At 63.0% G+C, this 18,450-nt stretch carries 18 protein-coding genes; 10 read left to right on the top strand and 8 right to left on the bottom strand.

What is annotated here, in order from left to right; genetic code table 11:
• Positions 1-176: 176 nt before the first annotated feature.
• The 5 genes from petA (at position 177) to NKI05_RS01160 (ending at position 4,880) form a co-directional block, all read left to right on the top strand.
• On the top strand, positions 177-737 hold the full coding sequence (petA, locus tag NKI05_RS01180; RefSeq protein WP_023670027.1) for a ubiquinol-cytochrome c reductase iron-sulfur subunit: 561 nt from the start codon (positions 177-179) through the stop codon (positions 735-737).
• Positions 738-753: 16 nt separating this feature from the next.
• Positions 754-2,097: a cytochrome b gene (locus NKI05_RS01175; RefSeq protein ID WP_352792145.1), complete on the top strand. Its 1,344-nt coding sequence runs from the start codon at positions 754-756 to the stop codon at positions 2,095-2,097.
• Positions 2,098-2,120: 23 nt separating this feature from the next.
• Entirely contained in the window at positions 2,121-2,993 is an 873-nt protein-coding gene (locus NKI05_RS01170) for a cytochrome c1 (RefSeq protein ID WP_023670029.1), read from the top strand.
• A gap of 186 nt (positions 2,994-3,179) precedes the next feature.
• Positions 3,180-4,325, top strand: coding sequence for an alpha-hydroxy acid oxidase (locus tag NKI05_RS01165; RefSeq protein ID WP_023814990.1), 1,146 nt, complete (start codon positions 3,180-3,182; stop codon positions 4,323-4,325).
• A 9-nt stretch (positions 4,326-4,334) separates the two neighbouring features.
• A complete protein-coding gene (locus NKI05_RS01160) occupies positions 4,335-4,880 on the top strand; it encodes an adenine phosphoribosyltransferase (RefSeq protein ID WP_013529989.1) in 546 nt (181 codons plus the stop codon).
• 121 nt (positions 4,881-5,001) lie between these two features.
• Here the strand turns inward: NKI05_RS01160 and NKI05_RS01155 are convergent, their stop codons facing one another.
• The 7 genes from NKI05_RS01155 to NKI05_RS01125 form a co-directional block, all read right to left on the bottom strand.
• A complete protein-coding gene (locus NKI05_RS01155) occupies positions 5,002-5,466 on the bottom strand; it encodes a MaoC family dehydratase (protein ID WP_023814991.1) in 465 nt (154 codons plus the stop codon).
• Entirely contained in the window at positions 5,463-5,924 is a 462-nt protein-coding gene (locus NKI05_RS01150; RefSeq protein WP_023670033.1) for a MaoC family dehydratase, read from the bottom strand. Before NKI05_RS01150 ends, NKI05_RS01155 begins: the two co-directional genes overlap by 4 nt.
• 78 nt (positions 5,925-6,002) lie before the next feature.
• The gene (gene corA, locus NKI05_RS01145) at positions 6,003-6,977 is read right to left on the bottom strand and encodes a magnesium/cobalt transporter CorA (protein WP_023814992.1); all 975 of its coding nucleotides are present in this window, start codon (positions 6,975-6,977) and stop codon (positions 6,003-6,005) included.
• A gap of 200 nt (positions 6,978-7,177) precedes the next feature.
• Positions 7,178-8,281 (bottom strand): redox-regulated ATPase YchF, encoded by a 1,104-nt coding sequence (gene ychF / locus NKI05_RS01140; protein ID WP_352792144.1) that lies wholly within the window; start codon positions 8,279-8,281, stop codon positions 7,178-7,180.
• Positions 8,282-8,376: 95 nt separating this feature from the next.
• Positions 8,377-9,117: an aminoacyl-tRNA hydrolase gene (gene pth, locus NKI05_RS01135; protein ID WP_023711142.1), complete on the bottom strand. Its 741-nt coding sequence runs from the start codon at positions 9,115-9,117 to the stop codon at positions 8,377-8,379.
• Between the two features lie 21 nt (positions 9,118-9,138).
• The gene (locus NKI05_RS01130; RefSeq protein WP_023686131.1) at positions 9,139-9,783 is read right to left on the bottom strand and encodes a 50S ribosomal protein L25/general stress protein Ctc; all 645 of its coding nucleotides are present in this window, start codon (positions 9,781-9,783) and stop codon (positions 9,139-9,141) included.
• A gap of 265 nt (positions 9,784-10,048) precedes the next feature.
• Positions 10,049-11,335 carry an ROK family transcriptional regulator gene (locus NKI05_RS01125; RefSeq protein ID WP_023814993.1) on the bottom strand — a complete coding sequence of 429 codons (1,287 nt, stop codon included), beginning with the start codon at positions 11,333-11,335 and terminating at the stop codon, positions 10,049-10,051.
• Positions 11,336-11,522: 187 nt separating this feature from the next.
• Between NKI05_RS01125 and NKI05_RS01120 the strand changes: the two genes are divergently transcribed.
• From NKI05_RS01120 to NKI05_RS01105, 4 genes are all read left to right on the top strand, one after another.
• Positions 11,523-14,084: an ATP-binding cassette domain-containing protein gene (locus tag NKI05_RS01120; RefSeq protein WP_023814994.1), complete on the top strand. Its 2,562-nt coding sequence runs from the start codon at positions 11,523-11,525 to the stop codon at positions 14,082-14,084.
• Positions 14,081-15,070, top strand: coding sequence for an ABC transporter permease (locus NKI05_RS01115; protein WP_023814995.1), 990 nt, complete (start codon positions 14,081-14,083; stop codon positions 15,068-15,070). Before NKI05_RS01120 ends, NKI05_RS01115 begins: the two co-directional genes overlap by 4 nt.
• A 46-nt stretch (positions 15,071-15,116) precedes the next feature.
• Positions 15,117-16,118 (top strand): rhamnose ABC transporter substrate-binding protein, encoded by a 1,002-nt coding sequence (locus NKI05_RS01110; protein WP_023695802.1) that lies wholly within the window; start codon positions 15,117-15,119, stop codon positions 16,116-16,118.
• Between the two features lie 79 nt (positions 16,119-16,197).
• On the top strand, positions 16,198-16,959 hold the full coding sequence (locus NKI05_RS01105) for a glutamine amidotransferase (RefSeq protein ID WP_023695801.1): 762 nt from the start codon (positions 16,198-16,200) through the stop codon (positions 16,957-16,959).
• A gap of 22 nt (positions 16,960-16,981) precedes the next feature.
• Here NKI05_RS01105 and NKI05_RS01100 read toward each other — a convergent pair whose 3' ends face one another.
• Complete coding sequence (locus tag NKI05_RS01100; protein WP_023705903.1) at positions 16,982-17,413, bottom strand: MarR family winged helix-turn-helix transcriptional regulator; 432 nt, start codon at positions 17,411-17,413, stop codon at positions 16,982-16,984.
• A 151-nt stretch (positions 17,414-17,564) separates the two neighbouring features.
• Between NKI05_RS01100 and NKI05_RS01095 the strand changes: the two genes are divergently transcribed.
• Positions 17,565-18,407 (top strand): alpha/beta fold hydrolase, encoded by an 843-nt coding sequence (locus NKI05_RS01095; protein WP_155929564.1) that lies wholly within the window; start codon positions 17,565-17,567, stop codon positions 18,405-18,407.
• The last annotated feature ends 43 nt before the right edge of the window (positions 18,408-18,450 follow it).

The raw sequence follows: 18,450 nt of genomic DNA, 5'->3' as shown, positions 1-18,450 counted from the left end.
GACAATCTGCCCTTGTGGCTTCAGCCCGCTGGACAAAAACGGGCTTCACGCATAAACCGAAATCCAAATGCCGGAGGAATTCGCTAGCTTGTTCGCCATGCGCTGTCGGGCCGGCGCGATGGAGCGGGGACAAAGCTCGGCCGCCGGCTCGGAAGAGGCGAAAGGATCAGGCACCCGTGAGCGCAACCGACACCCAGGATCCCAACCGTCGTGATTTTCTCTACGTCGCCACCGGCATGGCCGCAGTGGTTGGCGCAGGCGCCGTTGCCTGGCCCTTCATCGACCAGATGCGCCCCGATGCCTCGACGCTGGCGCTGGCCTCGGTCGAGGTCGACGTCGCCTCGCTGACGCCTGGCATGTCGCTGATCGTCAAATGGCGCGGCAAGCCGGTCGTGGTGCGCAATCGCACCGAGCAGGAGATGAAGGACGGCGAAGCCGTGAACCTTGCCGATCTCAAGGATCCTATTGCCCGCAACGCCAATCTGCCCGCCGATGCGCCGGCGACCGATGCCAACCGCACCACGCCCGGCAAGGAAGCCTGGATGGTGATGGTGCAGGTCTGCACGCATCTGGGGTGCATTCCGCTTGGCCAGGAAGGCGATTTCGGCGGCTGGTTCTGCCCGTGCCACGGTTCGGTGTACGATACCGCCGGCCGCATCCGCAAAGGCCCGGCGCCGGAAAACATGGCCGTGCCGGTATTCAAGTTCATTTCCGATACCAAAATCCTTATCGGTTGAGGCAGGGGATAATTCGATGAGCGAGGGACACTCGACCTATACGCCCAAGACCGGTATCGAACGCTGGTTCGACGCCCGCATGCCGCTGCCGCGCATGGTCTATGACAGCTTCATCGCCTATCCGGTGCCGCGCAACCTTAACTATGCGTGGACCTTCGGCGGCATCCTCACGATCATGCTGGTGGCGCAGATCCTGACCGGTATCGTGCTGGCCATGCACTATACCGCCGACACCAACCTCGCCTTCAATTCGGTCGAGAAGATCATGCGCGACGTCAATTCGGGCTGGCTGTTGCGCTACATGCATTCCAACGGCGCCTCGTTCTTCTTCGTCGCCGTCTACATCCACATCTTCCGCGGGCTTTATTACGGCTCCTACAAGGCGCCGCGCGAGCTGCTGTGGATCCTCGGCTGCATCATCTATCTGCTGATGATGGCGACCGGCTTCATGGGCTATGTGCTGCCCTGGGGTCAGATGAGCTTCTGGGGCGCCACCGTCATCACCGGCTTCTTCAGCGCCATTCCGCTGGTCGGCAACTGGATCCAGGAAGTGCTGCTCGGCGGTTTCGCCGTCGACAACCCGACGCTCAACCGCTTCTTTGCGCTGCACTATTTGCTGCCGTTCATGATCGCCGGCGTCGTCGTGCTGCACGTCTGGGCGCTGCACGTGGTCGGCCAGTCGAACCCGACCGGCATCGAGGTGAAATCGAAGACCGACACCGTTGCCTTTACGCCCTATGCGACCATCAAGGATGCATTCGGCATGATCGTGTTCCTGTTCTTCTTCGCCTATTTCGTCTTCTACCTGCCGAACTTTCTCGGCCATCCGGACAATTACATGATCGCCAACCCGCTGAAGACGCCGGCCCACATCGTGCCGGAATGGTACTTCCTGCCGTTCTACGCGATCCTGCGCGCGATCACCTTCAACATCGGGCCGATCAACTCCAAGCTCGGTGGCGTGCTGTGCATGTTCGGCGCCATCGTCATGCTGTTCCTGGTGCCGTGGCTCGACACCTCCAAGGTGCGCTCGGCGGTCTACCGGCCCTGGTACAAGCTGTTCTTCTGGCTGTTCGTCGCAGACGCTGTCCTGCTTGGCTGGCTTGGCTCGCAGCCGGCGGAAGGCGGCGGTCTGTTGACCCTCCTGATAGGTGAGGTCTCGGGCAACTACGTTGGCTACGCTCAAGCGGCGACACTGTTCTACTTCGCCTTCTTCCTCGTCATCCTGCCGGTGCTTGGCCTGATCGAGACGCCACGCAGACTGCCGAATTCGATCACCGAGGCGGTGCTGGAGAAGAACAAGGGTGCCGGAGGGGGACATCCGTCCGGTGCGACCGCGGCGCCGGAAACCAAAGGCTGAGTGAGAATCTAAGGGGATTTGGCATGAAAAAGATTCTCACCTCGCTCGCCCTGCTAGGCGTGTTTGCCGCTGGCATCGGAGCCGTCGGCAGTGTGGCGATCGCCGCTGAAGAGGCGCACAACGCGGCGGCACCGACGCATTTCCCGATCCACGAGCCGAAGGAGATGGACTGGACTTTTGCCGGTCCGTTCGGCACCTACGACAAGGCGCAGCTGCAGCGTGGCCTGAAGGTCTACAAGGAAGTCTGCTCGGCCTGCCACTCGATGAATTTGGTGGCGTTCCGCACGCTGGAGGACCTCGGCTATTCGGAAGCGCAGATCAAGTCGCTGTCGGCCGAGTACACCATCCATGATGGACCCAACGATGCCGGCGACATGTTCGATCGGCCGGGCAAGCCGTCAGACCATTTCCCGGCGCCGTTCGCCAATGAGGAGGCGGCTGCCGCTTCCAACGGCGGCGCTGCGCCACCGGATATGTCGCTGCTGGCCAAGGCGCGCGGCGTCGAGCGCGGCTTCCCGCGCTTCGTCTTCGACATCTTCACGCAATATGCGCAGGGCGGCCCGGACTACATCCATTCGCTGCTGACCGGCTACGACGAGACGCCACCTGCCGGCATGGTGATCCCCGAAGGCACCCACTACAATCCATACTTCATGTCCGGCGTGTCGCTGAAGATGCCCAAGCCGCTCTCCGACGGCCAGGTGACCTACGATGACGGTTCGCCGCAGACGATCGACCAGTATTCGCGCGACGTCTCGGCGTTCCTGATGTGGGCGGCCGAGCCGCATATGGAAGACCGCAAGAAGACCGGCTTCCGCGTGCTGGTGTTTCTGCTTCTGTTCGGGGCGCTGATGTATCTGACCAAGCGCAAGGTGTGGGAAGGCGTGGCGCACTAAGCCGCATCTTATTCCTCGGAAATGGAAAGGGCGTCTTCGGACGCCCTTTTTGCTTGCCAAACCGGACATGGTTCGCATCTTGGCGCAGCAGCCGTCCAGTAAGAAGTCCGTTGGCACGCCGCCATGCGATTGGTATTGCACGCGCGCCCGGCGGATCGCCGGCTAAAGGGGCATTTGGGATCGATGATGCGGCTACGCGACTGTCACAACTTTTCCGATTTCCGGCGCATGGCCCAGCAGCGGTTGCCGGGGCCAATCTTCAACTACATCGATGGCGCGGCCGACGATGAGGTCACCTACCGCCGCAACACCGAGAGCTTCGAGCGCTGCGACCTCGTTCCCAACGTGCTGCGCGGGGTAAGCGAGATCGACATGTCGGTGACGGTGATGGGCCAGAAGCTGGCCATGCCCGTCTATTGCTCGCCGACCGCCTTGCAGCGGCTGTTCCATCATCAAGGCGAGCGCGCGGTGGCCAAGGCTTCGGCCAAATTCGGCACGATGTTCGGCGTGTCCTCGCTCGGCACTGTCAGTCTTGAGGAAGCGCGCAAGATCAGCAGCAGCCCGCAGGTCTACCAGTTCTATTTCCACCGGGATCGCGGCCTCAACCGGGCGATGATGCAGCGGGCGAAAGCGGTTGGAGTCGAAGTGATGATGCTGACCGTCGACAGCATCACCGGAGGCAACCGCGAGCGCGACAAGCGCACCGGCTTTGCCATCCCCTTCAAGCTCAACCTTGCCGGCATGCTGCAGTTCGCGCTGAAGCCGGGCTGGGCGATCAACTATTTCACCCATGAGGGGTTCAAGCTGCCGCAGCTCGACGAGCATGTCGACATGGGCGGCGGCACGATGTCGATCAGCCGCTACTTCACCGAGATGCTCGATCCGTCGATGACCTGGGACGATGTTGCCGAGATGGTCAGACTGTGGGGAGGTCCGTTCTGTCTCAAGGGCGTCATGTCCGTGGAGGATGCCAAGCGCGCCGTCGAGATCGGCTGCAGCGGCATTGTGCTGTCCAACCATGGCGGCCGGCAGCTGGACGGCTCGCGGGCGGCGTTCGACCAACTGGCCGAGGTCGTCGATGCCGTCGGCGACAGAATAGACGTCATCATGGATGGCGGCGTGCAGCGCGGCACCCATGTGCTGAAGGCGCTGTCGCTCGGCGCCAAGGCTGTTGGCGTCGGCCGCTACTATCTGTTCCCCTTGGCGGCGGCCGGACAGCCGGGCGTCGAGCGGGCGCTGGAGCAGATGCGGGTCGAGATCGAGCGCGGCATGAAGCTGATGGGCTGCAGTTCGATCGAACAATTGTCGCGCAACAACCTCCGTTTCAGGTAATCTCGACCCATGAAATCCTCGCTCGAAGACACGCTGCTCGCCGCGATCCGCACCATTCCGGACTACCCCAAGCCCGGCATCCTGTTTCGCGACATCACCACTTTGCTCGGCAATGCGCGCGCCTTCCGCCGCGCCATCGACGAGCTGGTGCATCCCTATGCCGGGCAGAAGATCGACAAGATCGCCGGCATCGAGGCACGCGGCTTCATCCTCGGCGGTGCGGTCGCGCACCAGCTTTCGGCCGGTTTCGTGCCGATCCGGAAGAAGGGCAAGCTGCCTTACGAGACGGTACGCGTCGCCTACAGCCTGGAGTACGGGCTGGACGAGATGGAGATGCACAAGGACGGCGTTGCGCCGGGCGAGAAGGTGATCCTGGTTGACGACCTGATCGCGACCGGCGGCACGGCGGAGGCGGCGGTCAAGCTGCTAAGGCAGATCGGCGCCGATATTCTTGCCGCGTGCTTCGTCATCGACCTGCCGGATCTCGGCGGACGGGCGAAGCTCGAAGCGCTGGGCGTGCCGGTGCGGACGTTGATCGGGTTTGAGGGGCATTAGGGAGTAGGGAGTAGGGAGTAGGGAGTAGGGAGTAGGGAGTAGGGAGTTGGGAGGAAGCTCCGCATTCCGTGCAAGGCGCAGCACCCACTGCTGCCTAATCCCTACTGCCTAAACCCTAGCCCTACCCAGCCTTCACCAGCACGGCGCTGTCGAACTCCAGCACCTTGTCGCCTGCCGAATCGGAACCTTCCGAGCGCAGCGCCAGCAGGCGCCAGCCGGGGCGGGTGGCAAGCGGGCGGTGGGACAGGGCCGTGCGCATGAAGGTGACGGTTTCTCCGGCATAGACCGGCTTTGGCCATTTCAGGTTCCTGAAGCCGGGGGAGGGGCCGAATTCTGGTACCGGGCCGGGTCCGGTCCATTGAGAAGCGTCCATAGGATTTTTGAGATTGAGCTTCATCCAGGTGGCCGCGGTGTGCCAGCCTGAGGCGCAGAGGCGGCCGAACACGCTTTTCTTCGCCGCCTCCTCGTCGACATGAAAGACCTGTGGATCGTATTTGCAGGCGAACGCCTTGATCGCCTCGGTTTCGAATGTGTGCGAACCGAGGTTGATGGTATCGCCGATGCGGAAGAACGCGTCGAGGCTCATGCGCCGGCCTCGCGGGTCAAGAACATGACAGTGTTCTCAAGTTCGAAGACGCTTTCACCGCGCTGGTTGAACAGTTCGCTGCGCAAGGTGACGAGGCCGAGCTGAGGCCTGGATTTCGACAGGCGCCTGGCAAGCACGCTGGTGCTGCCGGCCAGTGTGTCGCCGGCCAGCACCGGCTTCTTCCATTTGACCTGGTCGATGCCGGGCGCGCCTTGCGCGGTCGAGTCGAGCAGGAAGGCGTCGCACAGCATGCGCATGAAGATCGCGCAGGTGTGCCAGCCGGAGGCGGCCAAGCCGCCAAGGATGCTGGCCTTGCCAGCGGCTTCGTCGAGATGCATCGGCTGCGGGTCGAATTCGGTGGCGAATTCGATGATTTCGGCCGCACTCACTTGCTTGGCGCCGAGGTCGATCGACGCGCCCTCGGTGAAATCCTCGTAGGCCCAGCTTTTTGCGGTCATGATCTTAATCCGGTTGTACGATCACCGGGCATCCGGATGCCGTCCGGGCGGCGTTTGGTCAAGCGAATTCTATTGGGCCTACAACCAGCCGCGGCGGCGGAAATACCAGAACGGCAGGATCGCCGACAGGATCATCAGGGCGATGGCGAAGGGATAGCCGAGCTCCCATTTCAGCTCCGGGATGACGTCGAAATTCATGCCGTAGATCGAAGCCACCAGCGTCGGCGGCAGGAAGATGACGGCGGCGACCGAGAAGATCTTGATTATGGCGTTCTGCTCGATCGAGATCATGCCGAGCGTCGCGTCGAGCAGGAACGAGATCTTCTGCGACAGGAAGGTGGCGTGGTCGGCGAGCGACAGGACGTCGCGCGATACTGTCTTGATGCGGGCGCGGACGTCCTTGCTCATCTTGATCTGGGTCGCGACGTGGGCAAGGAAGCCGGTGAGGCGCTGCAGCGAGATCAGGCTGTCGCGGATCGAGGAGGCAATGTCCTCCTTGCGGCCGATGGCCTTGAGCAGTTCCTGGAAGTCGCGATTGCGCTTGTTCACCTTGGTCGACCGCGCTTCGAAGATATCGCGCGAGATCGTCTCGATGTCACGGCCGGCGCGTTCGAGAATATCGGCTAGGCGATCGACGATCGCCTCCAGCAGGCCGATCAGGATGGTGTTGCCGGTGGTGCAGCCTGTCGCCACCTTCTCGGCGCGCAGGGGAAAGGTCTTGAACGCCTTCGGCTCATGATAGCGGATGGTGACCAGTCTCGGGCCGGCAAGCACAAAGGTAACCGGTGACATCAAGGGATCATCGATTTCGGTCTGCGCCGGCAAGGTGGCGGTCATGAAGTAGGCGCCGTCCTCGATGTAGAGGCGGCTCGAAATCTCGATCTCCTCCATCTCCTCGCGCGTCGGGATGGCAACACCGAGCCAAGTCTCGATCGTTGTTTCTTCTTCCTTGGTCGGGTTGAGAAGGTCGGCCCAGACGACCTGATCGCCATTGGCCACGAGATCGTCGGCGAGGCGCAGGCGATCATTGTCGACGACGAAGGCCTTGATCATCGCCGGTCTCCGTTGGTTGAGCCCAAGGTTTCGTTTAATAGCGATGGGTCTTGCACGCGCCGCCGTTCCCACGGGGACGGCCAAGTCGCATGCAAACGGCCATAGACCCGGTGCCAAGGGCAGTCAAGCGAAGCGGCATGCCGGCTCCTCCACTTGACGAAGCCGTGATCGGCCGCCGTCAGCGCGCCAGCCGCGGCGCCTCAGGTGTTGAACTTGAACAGCAGGACGTCACCATCCTGGACGACATATTCCTTGCCTTCGTCGCGCGCCTTGCCGGCTTCCTTGGCCGCCACTTCGCCGCCCAGCGTGATGTAGTCGTTGTAGGCGATGGTCTGGGCGCGGATGAAGCCGCGCTCGAAATCGGTGTGGATGACGCCGGCGGCCTGCGGGGCCTTGTCGCCCTTGTGGATCGTCCAGGCGCGCGTCTCCTTCGGCCCGGCGGTGAAATAGGTGATGAGATGCAACAGATCGTAGCCGGCGCGGATGACCTTGTTGAGGCCAGGCTCGTCCAGCCCGAGCGAGGACAGGAACTCCATCTCTTCCTCGTCGGAGAGCTGGGCGACTTCGGCCTCGATCGCGGCCGAGATCACCACGGTGCCGGCGCCTTGCGCGGTCGCCATCTTTTCCACGGCTTTGGTGTGCTCGTTGCCGGTGGCGGCGTCGGCTTCGGCGACGTTGCATACATAGAGCACGGGGTGCGAGGTCAAGAGGTTCAGTCCCTGCAGGATGCGCAGGTCTTCCGCTGAAATGCCGTTGAGCAGGATGCGGGTCGGCTTGCCGGCCTGGAGGAGCTCGAGTGCGGCCTCCATCATCGGCAGCACGGTGGTTGCTTCCTTGTCCTTGCTGCCAGCGCGCTTGCGGATCTGCACGATGCGGCGCTCGAGGCTGTCGAGGTCGGCGAGCATCAGCTCGGTCTCGACCGTATCGGCGTCGGCGACAGGGTCGAGCTTGCCCTCGACATGGGTGATGTCGTCATCCTCGAAACAGCGCAGCACATGCACGATGGCGTCGACCTCACGGATGTTGGCGAGGAACTGGTTACCCAGCCCTTCGCCCTTGGAGGCGCCGCGCACCAGGCCGGCGATGTCGACGAAGGAGATGCGGGTCGGGATGATCTCCTTAGACTTGGCGATTGCGGCGATCTTCTGCAGCCGCGGATCAGGCACCGCCACCTCGCCGGTGTTCGGTTCGATGGTGCAGAACGGATAGTTGGCGGCCTGCGCCGCCGCCGTCCTGGTCAACGCGTTGAAAAGCGTCGACTTGCCGACGTTGGGCAAGCCAACGATGCCGCATTTGAAACCCATGTGTCCGGTCCTATCGGGAAACTAGAAATTTGATGAGGGCTATGGGCGATAGGGGTGAGCAACGTCAAGCCCCGCAGTCCCGATCCTATCGACGCTCAGTCCTTCTTGCCGAACAGTTTCTTCAGCATGGCGGCCATAGGGCCGCTTTCCGGCAGCTTGGCCGGCGCCTGCTGTGGCCGTGCCTGGCGGATGTGGCTTTGAGCCTTTGGACCTTCAGCCTTCGGCGCCTTGGGCGGCGGCCGGTCGTCGTCGCTGGTCGGCACCAGCTTGTCACGCAGGGCCAGAGTAATGCGGTTCATGAAGGAACTGTCGTCGCCCTTGGCCAGCAGCCCGGCATCGTCGGCGATGGTGTCGAGCAGCACGTCCAGCCACTCGCGATCGGCCTTGGCGAAGTCGCCGAGAACATGGGACTGCACCATTTCCCGGACGCCGGGGTGTCCGACGCCGATGCGCACGCGTCGAAAATTCTTGCCGACATGCTGGTCGAGCGAGCGGATGCCGTTGTGGCCGCCGGCGCCGCCGCCGACTTTGACCCGCAATTTGCCGGCCGGCAGGTCGATCTCGTCGTAAAAGACGGTCAGCGCCTCGGGGCCGAGCTTGTAGAAGCGCAGGGCTTCGCCGACCGGCTGTCCCGACAGGTTCATGAAGGTCTGCGGCTTGATCAGAAGAATCTTTTCGCCGGCAATCGTGCCTTCGGCGATCAGGCCCTGGAACTTCTTCGACCAGGGCGAAAACGAATGGCGGCGGGCAATTGCGTCCGCCGCCATGAAGCCGACATTGTGCCGGTTATCAGCGTATTTCGCGCCCGGATTGCCGAGGCCTGCAAAAACAAGCATCGTCTGCTCCGGGCTCGAAAATTACTTCTCTTCGGCAGCAGGAGCCGCCGCTTCGGGGGCTGCCGCTTCCGCCGTCTCTTCCGTCTCCGGCTTCATCGCCGAGGAGCCGGCAATGGTCGCGATGGTGAAGTCGCGGTCGGAGATCACCGGCTTGACGCCGGCCGGCAGGGTTACCGCCGAGATGTGGATCGAATCGCCAATGTCGGCGCCGGTGAGATCGACGGTGATGAATTCCGGGATCGCATTGGCCGGGCAGTGGAACTCGACTTCATGACGCACGATGTTGAGCACGCCGCCGCGCTTGATGCCGGGCGACTTGTCTTCATTGATGAAGTGGACAGGCACGTCGACGTTGACCTCGGTGTCCTTGCCGATGCGCAGGAAGTCGACATGGACCGGGAAATCCTTGACCGGGTCGAGCTGGAAATCCTTGGGCAGAACCTGGATTTTCTTGCCGTCGACATCGATCGTGGCGATCGTGGTCAAAAACCCGCCGCCATGGATTTTGTAGAAGACGTCCTTGTAGTTCAGCGCAATCGCCAGGGGAGGCTGTCTGTCGCCGTAGATAACTGCAGGCACTTTACCGTTGCGGCGAACTGCACGGGCGGACCCCTTACCGACCTGTTCGCGCGCTTCGGCCTTGAGCTCGTAAGTATCGTGGCTCATGGCATTTCCTTTCGCGTTTTATGGAGCGTTTGCGGTGGCAGTGTGCCTGGACCGTAAACGTCGAAAGCCGCCAGGCCTGGATGTCCGAATGCCAGAAACCGCATACGCGGAGCTTTGTTCGGGATCACAAGGGAAGGCAGCCTTCCGCCGCGTTGCCTCCAAGGGTGTCTACGCGGGTGGCGGCTCTATAGCGGAAGGCGGGCAGGCGTGCAAGCCATGGCGGGCAAGGGCGGCCGATGCCTGCGTTGGGCGCGCCGCATTGCGCTCAGGCCGGCAGGTCGGTGGGCGGATTTGATCCGTTTCCCTTGGCGCCACCGAGCGTGGACAGAGCGCTCAGCAGTTTCGTCCGGTCCTTGCCGATCATGAGCACGCCGCTGTCGGGCGCCAGCAGCGCCGAGAACGGAAGCATGGCAGCGCCGATCGAGGAGGCCTCAGGGCCGAATTGCCCCGACACGATCTCCGGCGCCACGATGCCGATTGCGCTGGCCTGGTTGAACTGGGTCTGCACCCTTGCCAGCAGTTCGAGATGGATCGGCCTGGGCAGGATCGAGTCGAGAACGATGGCCTCGATGTCGATGATGGAGGTGATGGCGATGATCGCCTCGACCAGCGCGCTCGCACAATCGTCGATCCATTCGAACAGCGGCACGCGCGCTTCGGGTGGCAACGGATCGAGTTCCCGCACACGATTGATCACCACGCCGCGCGACCTCAGGTGATTGACCAGCACATAGATCGAGGCGCGATGCAGCAGGCTCTGGTAGCGCGCAGGCTTCGCCGCCACCGAATCGAGGCTTGAGGGCGAGACCGGCAAGGGTCCGAGGGCAGCGCTGTTGCCATGCGGCCCGGTGTGGACCCTGCCGCCTTGCACCAGGCCGCCGCCGACAAAAGTGTCGATCGAGATGTGCATGAAATCGCGAAAGCGGGCGCCGGCGCCCTGGACAAGTTCGGCCAGCGCCGCCGACGTGGCGTCGTTTTCCACGAACACCGGCGTCTTCGCCGGAGTGGCAAAGCATGTCGTCAGGTCGATCGCCTCCCAGCGGCTGCCGAGATCGTCGGGAAAGCCGAGTTCCTCGCTCCAGCCGCCGAGGAAATAGGGTGAGGCAATGCCGACGCCGACGATGCTGGCATCGCCAAGCCCATCCACCAGCTTTTCGAAGGTGGCCAGCGCCATGTTGCCGGCCTTCAGCACCAAATCAGGATCGGGGAAGCGGTATTCGTGCGACTCTCTTGCGCGGATTTCACCGGCGAAGTCGACCAGAACGGCTTCAAGCGCACGCCGGCCGATCTTGATGCCGACGCTGTAGATGCGCTCCGGCGTCAGCCGGTACAGCGTGGAGGGCGAACCGCGCTGCCCGAACCTTTTTCCCACTTGCTTTACGAATCCGGAAGATTCCAGGCCGTCGACGATGGCAGCGACGGCCGCCGGCGTCAGGCTTGCCGCGCGCGCCAGATCGGACTTGGAGGCTTCCTTGAGGCGACGGATGGCGTCGAGCACGAAACGCTCGTTGTAGTGGCGAACTTTGACAGAATTGCTGCCTTTCCCTGACAAAACCCACGTCTCCTCAAATGTCGCCGTTCTTACCGCAAGAGGCCGAAACCACCTTCGGCCGAAGCATCCTGCGATGCCTGTGCGAGAGGCGACAGTGCGCGTCGGAACCATGGAAGTCAATTTTGCCGTTGCGCCTTTGCGCTATTTAATATAGCAAATTGAAAAAATAACTAGTCAAGGAGGAGACGTGCTGCACTCGGGCACACAAAGCGAAGCCGACGCTGCGGTGGTGCGGGCTGTTCCTGTTGCCCTGGTTCAGGCGACGAAGGCTTTCGGCGGCACGATTGCGCTCAAGGACGCCTCCTTCGAATTGCGCTCCGGCGAGGTGCTGGCGCTGCTTGGCGAAAACGGCGCCGGCAAGAGCACCTGCGTGAAGCTTCTGGCCGGTGTGCATTCTCCCACCAGCGGTCATGTCGAGGTTGACGGCAAATCAGCCGTCTTCCATTCGCCGCATGACGCGCAGGCGGCCGGCATTGCGGTCATGCACCAGCATCCTGGCCTGTTTCCCGATCTGTCGGTGGCGGAGAACATCTATCTCGGCCACATGCCGCGCGACCGCTTTGGCGGCATCGACAATGCCGCCATGCTGGCCGGCGCCCGCAAGGTGCTGGCTACCGTCGGGCTCGACGTGCCGGCGGCAACGCGGCTGGGAACACTGCGTACCTCTGAACAACAACTGGTCGAGATCGCCCGCGCGCTGTCGCTGGATGCCCGCGTGCTGATCATGGACGAGCCCACGGCGGCGCTGTCACAGCGCGAGGTCGAGCGGCTGTTTTCCGTCGTTGCCGATCTCAGGCTGCATGGCGTGGCGATGATGTTCGTCGGCCACCGCATGGATGAAATCTTCCGCATCGCCGACCGCATCGCCGTGCTGCGTGACGGGCGCCTGATCGGCGTCAAGCCGAAGGCCGAGCTTGGCCGCGCTGCCGCCATCAGCATGATGGTCGGGCGTGAAGTCACCGACCTCTATCCCGAACGGCGCCATGCCTCAGGCGCGCTGGTGCTGGAGGGGAAGGGACTTTCGCGCGCCGGCGGCTTTACCGGCATCGACCTCAAGCTTCACGCAGGTGAGGTGCTCGGCCTTGGCGGTCTGGTCGGCAGCGGACGCACCGAGATTGCGCGCGTGCTGTTCGGTATCGACCGGCCCGACGCCGGCGAAATCCTGATCGACGGCAAGCCCGTGCAGTTCGCCTCGGCGCGCGACGCCATGGATGCGCGCATCGCCTATGTGTCGGAAGATCGCATGGGCCAGAGCCTGGTGATGGATTTCTCCATCCTCGACAATGCGGTGCTACCTGTTCTCGACAAGGCCGCACAACGCGGTCTCTACGGCACCGACCGCGCCATCGGTCTGGTGGCGGACTGGCTGAAGCGCATGAAGCTGCGCTTTTCCGGCTATGGGCAGCCGGTGAAAGAGTTATCCGGCGGCAACCAGCAGAAGGTGGTGCTGGCCAAATGGCTGCGCACCGAGCCGCGCGTGCTCATCCTCGACGAGCCGACGCAAGGCATCGATGTCGGTACCAAGGCGGAAGTGCATGCAATGATCGTTGACCTTGCCGCGCAAGGCATGGCGATCCTGCTGATCTCGTCAGAGATGCCCGAGCTGATCGGCATGTGCGACCGCATTATCGTGCTGCGCGAAGGCCGCCAGACTGCTGAGTTTTCGCGCGGACAAGCCACGCAGGAAAAGGTACTGGAAGCGGCGACCAGGACCGATGAACGTGCCGGCCAGGCAGCGCAGATAGAACGCGCCGCCGAGGAGGAAAAGGCAAAAGGACCGTTCGATTTTCTGAAGCGGCGGGAATTCGGCCTGCTTGCGGCGATGCTCGCCGTCGCCATTCCGGTCACCATCATCAACCCGCGCATGGTGAGCGCGGCGAACCTCACCGCTGTGTCGATGGACGCGGCCTTGCTGATTGTCGCCGCACTGGCGCAGATGCTGGTGCTGATCACCCGCAACATCGACCTGTCGATCGCAGCTGTGATCGGCCTCTCCGCCTATATGGCGGCCAGCATGGTTCAGGCCTATCCCGGATTGGACATCGGCATCGGCCTGATCACCGCCTGCGCGGTCGGCGGCTTTGCCGGACTGCTCAACGGCCTTGTCGTTACCAGGGGAAAGATCCCGGCCATCGTCGTTACGCTGGCTTCGATGTCGATCTTCCGCGGCTTCAACTCGATCTGGGCGGCGGGCGACCAGGTCAGCGCCGACGAAGTCACGCAAGCCTGGCTCGACATGACCGGGCTGAAGATCGCCGGCGTGCCGCTGATCGTCGTCATCGCCATTCTCATCCTGTGCGCCGGCTATGTGCTGCTCTATCGCACCGCAACCGGACGCGAGCTGTTTGCCACCGGCTCCAACCCGGACGGCGCACGGCTGATCGGCATTCCGGTCGACCGGCGCATCCTGCTGGCCTTCGGCATGGCCGGCTTGCTCGGCGGCCTGTGCGGGGCGCTGTGGGCATCGCGCTATGCCACCATCGATGCCCGCGTCGCGCTCGGCTTCGAGCTCACCGTGATCGCCTCCGCCGTGGTCGGCGGCGTCGCCATCCGTGGCGGTTCGGGCACGCTGCTCGGCATCATTCTCGGCGCGCTCACGCTCTTGGTCATCAAGAACGGGCTGACGCTGGTGCGTGTCGACCCGCTCTGGTTGCAGGGCGTCTATGGCCTGGTGATCCTGGTTGCCATCGGCATCGACACCTTCATCGTGCGGCGTGCCGAACAGGCAAGACAGGCGAGGGCGAGATGAGAAAGTTTATCCGCTCGATCGACTTCTGGGATCTGCTGCTGGCGACCGCCTGCCTCGCCGTCTTTATCTATGCGGCGGTCTTCGTGCCGAATTTCGTTTCCGGCTTTAACCTTTCTCAACTGGCGGCGAGCGCCTCGGAAAAGGCGTTGCTGATCCTGCCGATGACGCTGCTCATCATCACCCGCGAGATCGATCTGTCGATCGCCTCTGTGCTGGCGCTGACATCCGTGGTGTTTGGCCTGCTCGTCCAGGGCGGCGTGCCGACGCTGGCGGCCATTCCGCTGACGCTGGTCTTCGGCGGCCTGCTCGGCGCCTTCAATGGCTATCTGGTTTCAGGGCTGGGGCTGCAGTCGCTGGTGGTGACGCTCGGCACCATGGCGCTCTATCGGGGCATTGGCTACATCCTGCTCGGCACCGGTTCGGTCAACATATTGCCGCCGGCGGTCGTCGATTTCGGCATCAACAATCTGCCGGGCACACAAATCCCGTGGACCATCGTGCCGTTCCTGCTGCTGGCGCCGATCTTCGCGGTGGTGCTGCAGAAGACGCCGACCGGCAAGCGCATCTATGCGCTCGGCGGCAGCCCCGAAGTGGCGCGTTATTCCGGCATCGATACGCGCAAAATGGTGCTGAAGCTGTTCGTCGTTTCGGGCATGGTCGCGGCCATCGCCGGCATCGTCTATACCGCGCGCCTCTCCAACGCCCGCGCCAACAATGCGCTCGGCATGGAGCTCGATGTCATCACCATCGTGCTGCTCGGCGGCGTCAGCGTCTTCGGTGGTAAGGGGCGGCTCACGGGGGTCATGCTGGCGCTGCTGTTGATCGCCATCATCCGAAATGTGCTGGCGCTCAACCAGATCGGCGGCGACGCTCAAGGCATGATCATCGGCCTGCTTCTGATCGGCTCGCTGCTGGTCGGCAATTACTGGCGCTCCCTGGAGGAGCGGCTGTCAAGATCGCGCGTCCTGCGCGAAACCAAGGGGTGATCTCGGGCCCCTTTCTTCAAGCCCGAATTCTGACGGAGGAGACACAATGAAAGCGTTTAGAATAGCCCTGCTCGCATCCGCGGTTCTGCTTGCGCCGGCCTCGCTGGCATACAGCCAGGAATGCGCCAAGGAACCTGTAACGGTCGGCTTCCTGCCCAAGCTCGACACCGATCCCTACTTCAAGGTGGCTTTCGGCGGCGCCGAGGAGGCTGCGAAGGAAATTGGCGGCACCGCCACCCAGGTCGCCCCGTCGCAGGCGACGGCCGAGGCACAGATCGAATTCATCAACAGCCTTGTGTCGCAGAAGGTCGGGGTCATCGCTATCGCCGGCAACGACGCCAATGCGGTTGCGCCTGCGCTGAAGCGCGCCGTTCAGCAAGGCGTCCGGGTGATATCGTACGATTCCGACGTCGCGGCCGATGCGCGCGCGGTGTTCGTGAACCAGGTGAAGGGCGACAGTCTGGCCGAAATGATGCTGGAAAGCGCATTCAACCTCAGCGGCGGCGAAGGCGAGTTCGCCATCCTGTCGTCGACGCCGACGGCGACCAACCAGAACGCCTGGATCGACTTCATGAAGGCGAAGATGGCGGCAGAGCCGAAATACGCCAAGATGAAACTGGTGCAGGTCGCCTATGGCGAGGAGAGCGAGCAGGTCAACCAGCAGCAGGCCTTGGCGCTGGTGCAGGCGTTTCCGGATCTCAAGGTGATCATCGTGCCGGCAGGCATTGGCCTTCCGGCGGCCGCGCGCGCACTCGAGGAAGCCGGTATGATCGGCAAGGTCAAGCTGACCGGCCTTGCGCCGGCCACTTTGATTTCGAAATACATCAAGGATGGCGCTGCCCAGGATATCTGGTGGAATGTCACCGATCTCGGCTACCTGTCCTATCAGGCGGCCCAGGCGCTAGCGCAGTGCAAGATCACCGGCAAGGAAGGTGAGAAGTTCACGGCGGGCAGGCTCGGCGAATACACGATCGGGGCCAGCGGCGAACTGATCCTTGGCCCGGCCAAGATCGTGACGCCGGAAAACCTGGCCGAGTTTAAGTTCTAAGCCTCCCAAGGCCCGGCGGGCGCCGGTTCAAGCCGGCGCCCGCTCGTTCAATTGTCAGTCGAAAAGCGTGAGGGCGACGATGAAACTCTTGCTGGCAGGCGAGACCTTCGCGGCGACGACGTCGGTCGCTGCCGGCGGCGACGTTCTGACAAGTGCGACATGGGTGAATGGCGCGACGGCCTTCAATGCCGCCCTTGCCGCAGAGGGCATAGCGGTGACGCAGATCGGTGGCGATCGCTGTGCGGCCGAATTTCCGTATGACCTCGACGCGCTGGCCGAATACCAGGCGGTGGTGATCTCCGATGTCGGCGCGCTGACCTTGCTGGTCACGCCGGAGGCCCGCGCCGGGCGCATCGGCGTCAACCGCCTCGACGTCCTCAAGGCCTATGTCGAAGGCGGCGGCGGGCTGATGCTGGCCGGCGGCTATATGGGGTTCCAAGGCATGTTCGGCACGGCGCGTTTCCACGACACCCCGGTCGAGGACGTGCTGCCCGTGCGCTGCCTGCCATTCTCGGACGGGCTGGAAGTGCCGCAAGGCCTGCAGCCGTCGATCCTTCAGGCGTCGCATCCGATCCTTGCCGGTGTCGCGGGTCCGTTGCCGCCGATCCTCGGCATGAACAAACTCGATTTTAGGCGCGACGGCTCGTCCCAGCTTCTGGCGACCTGCCATTATCGCGGCACGGACTGGCCGCTGCTTGCGGTTCGTGAGCATGGCCGTGGCCGCACCGTCGCGTGGGCGACCGACATCGGCCCACACTGGCTGTCGCAGGACTTTTTGGGATGGCCGCTCTACGGCAAGCTGATGGGCAACGTCGTGCGCTGGCTGGCCGGCAAGGATTAAGCCTGGCGTGTTTGTAGGGCAGCTAGTCCGGCTTGCTGCTCAACGCTTCGCGCAGCGCTTGGATCCGCCGATTCAAGGCATCGAGATCAGCCATCGTCATGCCCGAGCGTTCGATCAGGGTTTCGTTGAGGCAGTTGCACTGGACGAGCAGCGCGCGGCCGGCAGGCGTCAGGTCGACCTGCACTTGGCGCTCGTCCGTCTGGCTGCGCTGGCGGGTGACGAGACCGGCCTGTTCCATGCGCTTCACCAGCGGCGTGATGGTGCTCGATTCCAAAGCGAGCCTGTGCGCAATCGAGCCGACCGACATCCCGCGGGCTTCGGCAAGTGCGTTCAGCACGAGATATTGCGGATAAGTGATGCCCATCTCGTCCAGCATGGGCTTGTAGGTGCGATTGATTGCTATGCTGGTGGCGTAAAGCGTGAAGCAGAGCTGGTTGTCCAACGGGAGAGGCACGAGGCATTCCTTTAGCCGACTGAGCACATCAATATGTACCACGAAAAATGATATCGCGATACATATTTTCTGTAGACAAGGATTTGGACCTGCGCTAGTCGTATGGTTATCGCGATATTGATTATCGCGGAAGCAATCAATGGAGAGCGAGATGACCAAGCCCGGCAGCAGCACGATCACCACCAAGGATGGCACCGAAATTTTCTACAAGGATTGGGGAACGGGACAACCCATCGTCTTCCATCACGGCTGGCCGCTGAGCAGCGACGACTGGGACGCCCAGATGCTGTTCTTCCTGTCCAAGGGCTACCGCGTCATTGCCCATGACCGGCGCGGCCATGGCCGCTCGACCCAGACCGATACCGGCAACGAGATGGACACCTACGCCGCCGATGTCGCGGAGCTTGCAGCGCATCTCGACCTCAAGAACGCCATCCATGTCGGCCATTCCACCGGTGGCGGCGAAGTGGCCCGTTATGTCGCGAAGTACGGCTCCGGCGGCCGTGTCGCCAAGGCCGCATTGCTCGGCGCGGTGCCGCCGATCATGCTGAAGACGGCGTCCAATCCCGGCGGCCTGCCGATCGAGGTGTTCGACGGTTTCCGCTCCGCCCAGGCAGCCAACCGCGCCCAGTTTTTCCACGACGTCGCGGCCGGCCCGTTCTACGGCTTCAATCGCCCCGGCGCCCAGGTGTCGCAGGCTGTCGTCGAGAATTGGTGGCGCCAGGGCATGATGGGCGGCACCAAGGCGCATTATGATTGCATCAAGGCGTTCTCGGAAACCGACTTCACCGACGATCTGAAGGCCATCGAGGTGCCGGTGCTGGTGATGCATGGCGACGACGACCAGATCGTTCCGATCGCCGACTCCGCGCTGCTGGCTGTCAAGCTGCTCAAAAAGGGCGAGCTCAAGGTCTACAAGGGCTTCCCGCACGGCATGGCGACGACCCATGCCGATGTCATCAATGCCGACCTGCTGGCGTTCTTCAAGGCCTAGAATCGTCCAGGCGGATAGGCAAATGCAGCCGCCGTCAGGCGGG

The organism is Mesorhizobium sp. M0771, from assembly GCF_040320155.1.
In the GTDB taxonomy this organism is placed as follows: Bacteria; Pseudomonadota; Alphaproteobacteria; order Rhizobiales; family Rhizobiaceae; genus Mesorhizobium.
The sequence above is the reverse complement of the archived record's forward strand: the minus strand, read 5'-3'. Positions and strand labels throughout refer to the sequence as shown.

Coding starts and splice junctions, on each gene's coding strand:
- NKI05_RS01165 (WP_023814990.1), top strand. CDS start 3,180: ATGCGGCTACGCGACTGTCACAACTTTTCCGATTTCCGGCGCATGGCC.
- NKI05_RS01130 (WP_023686131.1), bottom strand. CDS start 9,783: ATGAGCCACGATACTTACGAGCTCAAGGCCGAAGCGCGCGAACAGGTC.
- NKI05_RS01105 (WP_023695801.1), top strand. CDS start 16,198: ATGAAACTCTTGCTGGCAGGCGAGACCTTCGCGGCGACGACGTCGGTC.
- NKI05_RS01150 (WP_023670033.1), bottom strand. CDS start 5,924: ATGACCGCAAAAAGCTGGGCCTACGAGGATTTCACCGAGGGCGCGTCG.
- NKI05_RS01095 (WP_155929564.1), top strand. CDS start 17,565: ATGACCAAGCCCGGCAGCAGCACGATCACCACCAAGGATGGCACCGAA.
- NKI05_RS01155 (WP_023814991.1), bottom strand. CDS start 5,466: ATGAGCCTCGACGCGTTCTTCCGCATCGGCGATACCATCAACCTCGGT.
- NKI05_RS01175 (WP_352792145.1), top strand. CDS start 754: ATGAGCGAGGGACACTCGACCTATACGCCCAAGACCGGTATCGAACGC.
- NKI05_RS01160 (WP_013529989.1), top strand. CDS start 4,335: ATGAAATCCTCGCTCGAAGACACGCTGCTCGCCGCGATCCGCACCATT.
- ychF (WP_352792144.1), bottom strand. CDS start 8,281: ATGGGTTTCAAATGCGGCATCGTTGGCTTGCCCAACGTCGGCAAGTCG.
- NKI05_RS01170 (WP_023670029.1), top strand. CDS start 2,121: ATGAAAAAGATTCTCACCTCGCTCGCCCTGCTAGGCGTGTTTGCCGCT.
- NKI05_RS01115 (WP_023814995.1), top strand. CDS start 14,081: ATGAGAAAGTTTATCCGCTCGATCGACTTCTGGGATCTGCTGCTGGCG.
- corA (WP_023814992.1), bottom strand. CDS start 6,977: ATGATCAAGGCCTTCGTCGTCGACAATGATCGCCTGCGCCTCGCCGAC.
- NKI05_RS01110 (WP_023695802.1), top strand. CDS start 15,117: ATGAAAGCGTTTAGAATAGCCCTGCTCGCATCCGCGGTTCTGCTTGCG.
- pth (WP_023711142.1), bottom strand. CDS start 9,117: ATGCTTGTTTTTGCAGGCCTCGGCAATCCGGGCGCGAAATACGCTGAT.